The organism is Frankia sp. CeRuru1, from assembly GCF_977966315.1.
The window spans coordinates 1-5,090 of record NZ_CDWWEW010000364.1 but is presented as its reverse complement, the minus strand read 5'-3'; the positions used below and the strand labels follow the sequence as shown (position 1 = coordinate 5,090).

Below are 5,090 nucleotides of genomic sequence, written 5' to 3'. Positions count from 1 at the left end.
GGCCCGGGCACCCCGGGTCGGAGCCTCGCGTGGCCACACTGCCCCAGACCCCTTCCATCGCCCTCGAGCCGCCGCGGCACCGCGGACCGTTCGTGCGGGGTGTTCTCGCCGTCGTCGTGGCGGTTCGCCGCTGGCCCTGGATTCTGACCGCCGCGCTCTGCCTGCTGTGCATCGGTCTCGGCATCACCGGTCCGGACACCCCCGCCCAGGAGTACCGGGTCTGGCTGTTCCGGCACGGCGGAGTGGTGCTCTGGGACGATCAGTGGTACGGCGGTCACACCATCCCCGGCTACAGTGTGCTGTTCCCCCCGCTCGGTGCGCTTGTCGGGGTACAGCCGCTCGGCGCGATCTCCTGCGTCGCCTCGACGATGATCGTGACCCGGTTGCTCCGCGGTCCTGGCCGGCGGGCCGGGCATGATCTGGTCCTTGTCTGGTTCGCGGTCTCGACGGTGGCGAACCTCGTCGTGGGCCGCATGCCGTTCGCTCTCGGGATGGCCTTCGGCGCGCTGGCGCTGGTCGGCGCGCGGGAACGGCACACGAAGCTGACCTGGATCGGCGCGGTCCTGTCGTCGCTGGCGTCTCCGTTGGCCGGCGGCTTCGTGCTGCTCGTCGGCCTCGCGTTGCTGCCGACGATCGGATGGCGCCGCGCGCTCCCGTTCGTCGGCGCCGGATCCGGCATCATCGTCGCGCTTGCGTTTCCCGAGGACGGGTACCAGCCCTTTCCCGCGGTCACCTTCCTGTCGCTGTTGACCCTCATCGCGGTCGGCCTGCTCATCGTGCCCGGGCACGCCCGGCTCATCCGGCCCATCCGGCACGGCCTGTTGCTCTGGGCGGCCGCGGCAGTGGTCTTCTTCTTCGTGCCCACCCAGGTCGGCGGGAACATCACCCGACCGGCGACGCTGCTCGCCGGCCCCGCCGCGGCGTTGTTGCTCGCCGAACGCCGCCGCGTCCTCGCGGTCGCGGCGATCCCGCTGATCGGCTGGCAGATCGGGCCGGTGCACGGGGCGCTGCTCGTCCACGGCGATCCGTCCGGGTCGAAGGCCTACTACACCGAGCTCCTCGACTACCTCGACCGCGGCGCGCCGGTGCCGGCCGGGCGGGTGGAGATTCCCTTTACCCGGGCCCACTGGGAGGCGCGCTTCGTCGCCCCGTCCGTACCCATGGCCCGCGGCTGGCTGCGCCAGCTCGACAGCAAGTACAACGCGCTGTTCTACGACGGCACACTGAACGCCGAGACCTACCACGAGTGGCTGCTCGCCCGCGGCATCCGCTACGTCGCCCTCCCCGACGTCGAGCTGGATCCCTCCGCGGTCGCCGAGGCCAGGCTGCTGCGGGCCGGTCTGCCCTATCTCGAGCTCGCCTGGCAGAACGCGCACTGGAAGGTGTGGCTCGTCACCGACTCCCCGGGTCTGGTACAGGGACCGGCCTCACTCACCGAACTGGGGGTGAGTTCGGTCGCGGTCGACTTCCACGCGCCCGGGGTCGCCACGGTGCTCGTGCATTACACCCCCTACTGGCAGCTGTCGGGGGGCACGGCGTGTGTCTTCCGGGCGGCCGGGGGCTGGACGGGCATTCTCACCGAGTCGTCCGGACCGGTGCGCCTGTCCGCCCGGCTGTCCGTCGACGGCCTGACCCGCGCCAGCGCCCTGGACTGCCCGGTCGGTCAGCGCGTCTCCTGACCTCTCGGGGCGGCTGTCGGCGGGCGGGTGTCTCAGCCCCTCTAGGACGTCCGGGCGCCGGGTGTCCAGGTGACCGGATGTCCAGGTGACCGGGTGACCGGGTGGCCGGACGAACTCACCGGGCGGCGGGTTCGGACACCAGATCCGCGACGACGATGGTGGTGTCGTCCCGGGCACCGGCCAGCAGGGCCGCCTCGACGAGCGCGTCCGCGGCCCGCTCGGGCGGCTCGGGCCCCAGCGCGCTCAGCAGGCCGTCGAGCTGTTCCGGGCTCATCACCTTGGTGATGCCGTCGCTGGCGAGAACGACCCGGTCACCGGCGCGGACCGGCTCGCTGAAGATGTCCGCCTCGATCTCGTCAGCGAGCCCGACGGCGTTGAGCAAGGGACCGTTGCGGATCGCGTGCGGCGTGGTCAGTGCCCGCGGCCGTCCCTTGCCGGGCTGCAACCACACCGAGCTGTCACCCACGTGCGCGACGGTGAGGTACTCGCCGGTGCTCTGCTGGCGTCCGAGGATGACGACGTCCAGCGTGCAGGCCATGCCGAGCCAGGCCGGCTCCTCGCGAGCCCGGGTCCGGACCACCCAGTTCGCCCGTTCCACGGCCTTGCGCAGGCCCTCAAGCGGATCCTCGGCGTACTGCGGGCGGAAACCCGCCACCGTGGTGACCGCCAGCGTGGACGCGATCTGGCCGGCAGCCTCGCCACCGACCCCGTCCGATACCGCCAGCAGCCCGTCGACGACGACGAACGCGTCCTCGTTGGGACCGCCGCGTCTGCCCCGGCGGGTGCGCCCCGCGGCGGCGAGTCGCAGCGCGGCGGCCGTCGTCTGCTCCGGCTCGATCGCCATGAGATCGCCCGCCTGCCCCCTCGGGGGAGCGGGCGGAGCCACGGGGATGGTCGTCGCCGTGGGGGAGCTCTCCCACGGCGTGTCCTCAACCGTTCGGGTCGGCTCGGCACCGCGCGGAGCCGGCGCGTGTTCCCCGGGTGGCGGGAGGGGATAGTCGCCGGTCGCCGGGTCGTAGTAGCGGGTGGCATCCGCCCGTTCGTCACCGAAGGCACCGGGCCCGAGGTGCGGCTGACCGGCGGGCGGTGGCGTCCAGCCGGTGGACTCGGGATCGCGGTCGCCTTCACCGCCGCCGACGGAAACCTGCGAGGTCACATCCCCTCCCCATGCCGCGCCTGCGTCCGGGACGCCGCTCGCGCTGTCCGCTGACCTGTCCGTCGTGTTGCCCGTCGCACCGGTTGCCGAGGAGACCGGCGTCGGCTCGGCGAAGCCGGGGACGATCCCGTCGGGCGGGGTGACGTCAGAGCTGTCACGGATCGGCACCGTACCGTATCGGTGGCGCTGATGGTCGAGGCCACGGGAGCGTCGCTGGTTCTCTCCGGGCCGGACGGGTCGGTTGTTGAGGATGACGAAGACCAGCCCACCCACCAGCAGCACCACAATGAGCATGATCGGTACCAGCGGGCTACCCATGGCCTCCGTCCTCGCCGTAGCAATTACGATCACGCTGTAGGACGTGTCGCCAGCCGTCTTCCTTCATACCTAAGGGCATCAACTCAGAAGAGACCGGGTATGTGTCGCGACACCGACACAAGTGCTGCGCATTGTTCCAGACTTGGGCGCGGCCGAGTAGGGCCGGCGCCCGGGCGGCCCCGCCGCGAGGCGGGCGCCACGAAGGATGCCTCCGGTGACGCCACGAAGGATGCCTCCGGTGAACGGTGACGGCCCGTGTCGGGGGGCGCGAGACGGTGATTGTTCGCCGCCGCATCAGCGCACCACGGTGATGAAGATTACCAAGGTCAGGCACAACGTCACGGTGAGCACGGCGGTCATGGCGAGCCTGGTGGTTCTGGCGCGCCACGGGAGCAGGCGGCGCCTGAGCGGTGCGGGTCGGCTGATCGCGGCGATCACCTGGCTCTCGACGAAGCCGGGCAGCTCGCTCGCGGCCCGCAGCCGCGGGTCGTCGGGGAGGTAGAGCGCCACCAGTCGGCGCACGACGCGTTCCAGGTCGGCGGGGAAGGGGCGATCTGCCTCCGATCCCCGCACTGTTCGGCGGAAGTACCTCTCCGCCGCTCTGGCCAGCTCCGGATCCGTCAACGGCTCCTCCTCCGGATAGGCGGTTCCCTGGCCCGGGGCACCGTCCCGGCGGATGGCTTCGTGCAGATCCCAGGCGTCGTCCCAGTTCGGAACGTGTCGGACCAGCAGCCCGAAGACGCGGGCCGCGTTCAGCTGGCCAAGCCGGCAGGCCCGGAGGAATGCGATCGCCGGATCGGGACCGTCCGGCCAGGTCGGCGAAATGCGGGCGGTGAGCTCCGCACCCAGGACATGTAGATCGTTCTCGAGCGCTCCGGGCGGACCGGGTTCGTGGGACGCGCCGGGCAGGTAGAGGCCGGCGATGCGCCGCACGGTCTGCGTCAGCGGCCCGTCGCCTTGTCCCGACGCGGCCTGGACTGCGATCAACCGATCGAAATACGGGCGGGCACCGGCTCCGAGCACCTCCGCATCAGGGGCCCGCGACGCGGGCTGGCCGGGTGGCCCGACCGGGGAGGCCCCAGCGTAGGCCCCCGCGTAGGCGATGTCATCGCGGATGTCCTCGGCGGTATGCCATCCCGGGGCGTAAAGGACGAGCAGCCGGAACGCATCGGCTCCCCGGGCATGGGTTTCGCGCAGCAGGCGCACGACTTTCGCTGCGGCCGACTCAGGGGGCCACTGCGACCCGCCACCCGTCGGCGCGGCGCCTGTTACCACTTCGTCTGCCAGGGCTCTGGCGAACTCGAAGCCCTCGGGCAGGCCGAACAGGTCGAAGAGGGCCCGCAGCGTCTGATGGATCAGATCGATGCGGCGCCCGGCCCAGACGGCGGGGTCTACCGCGGCCGCCGCCGGGATCGCGAGCGCGGCGAGCCCCGCGACCAGCCTGGTCAACATCTCCACGACCTCGCGCTGCATCGTCGTCACCGCGCGGTGCACCGCGTCGACGTAGGCAGCGCGGTCATGGTCGCTCTGGTAGGCGTCCGGGGCCAGCCGTCGAGTGATGGCCTGAGTGACGTCGCTCGCCGCGCGGGCCAGGACATCGGTACGGCGGCCGGGTGGGCGTGGGGCGACCGCTCCGAGGGGAGACCGGGCGGGCTCGCCGCGCTGCGGCAGGTTGCAGTGCAACAGGTCACGTAGCGCGGCGAGCTCGCGGAGGTCGATGGGTGACTCGAGCGGATCGACGAGAGGGTCGTACGCCGCGTCGCTGAGGGAGATGCCCAGCGGGACGCCCAAGGCGGCGAGCAGCCGGTCGACCGGGTGCAGACGATCGTCCCAGTACGACCACTCCTGCCGATACGCCTCCGCGACGTGCCGGATGACGGCGTTCCCCGCGTCCCGTTCCAGCCGTTCCAGGTGCCGCCGTCCCCCTGGGCCCGGAT

General features: G+C 71.8%; 2 protein-coding genes and 1 pseudogene. 1 reads left to right on the top strand and 2 read right to left on the bottom strand.

Annotated elements, in window-relative coordinates; genetic code table 11:
* The first annotated feature begins 56 nt into the window (after positions 1–56).
* A complete protein-coding gene (locus AC08OP_RS20390) occupies positions 57–1,679 on the top strand; it encodes a hypothetical protein (protein ID WP_476615647.1) in 1,623 nt (540 codons plus the stop codon).
* A gap of 115 nt (positions 1,680–1,794) precedes the next feature.
* Here AC08OP_RS20390 and AC08OP_RS20385 read toward each other — a convergent pair whose 3' ends face one another.
* Both AC08OP_RS20385 and AC08OP_RS20380 read right to left on the bottom strand, forming a co-directional pair.
* Entirely contained in the window at positions 1,795–3,153 is a 1,359-nt protein-coding gene (locus AC08OP_RS20385; RefSeq protein ID WP_476615646.1) for a PP2C family protein-serine/threonine phosphatase, read from the bottom strand.
* Between the two features lie 294 nt (positions 3,154–3,447).
* Positions 3,448–5,090 (bottom strand): annotated as a pseudogene (locus AC08OP_RS20380) (hypothetical protein); the annotation flags it as partial.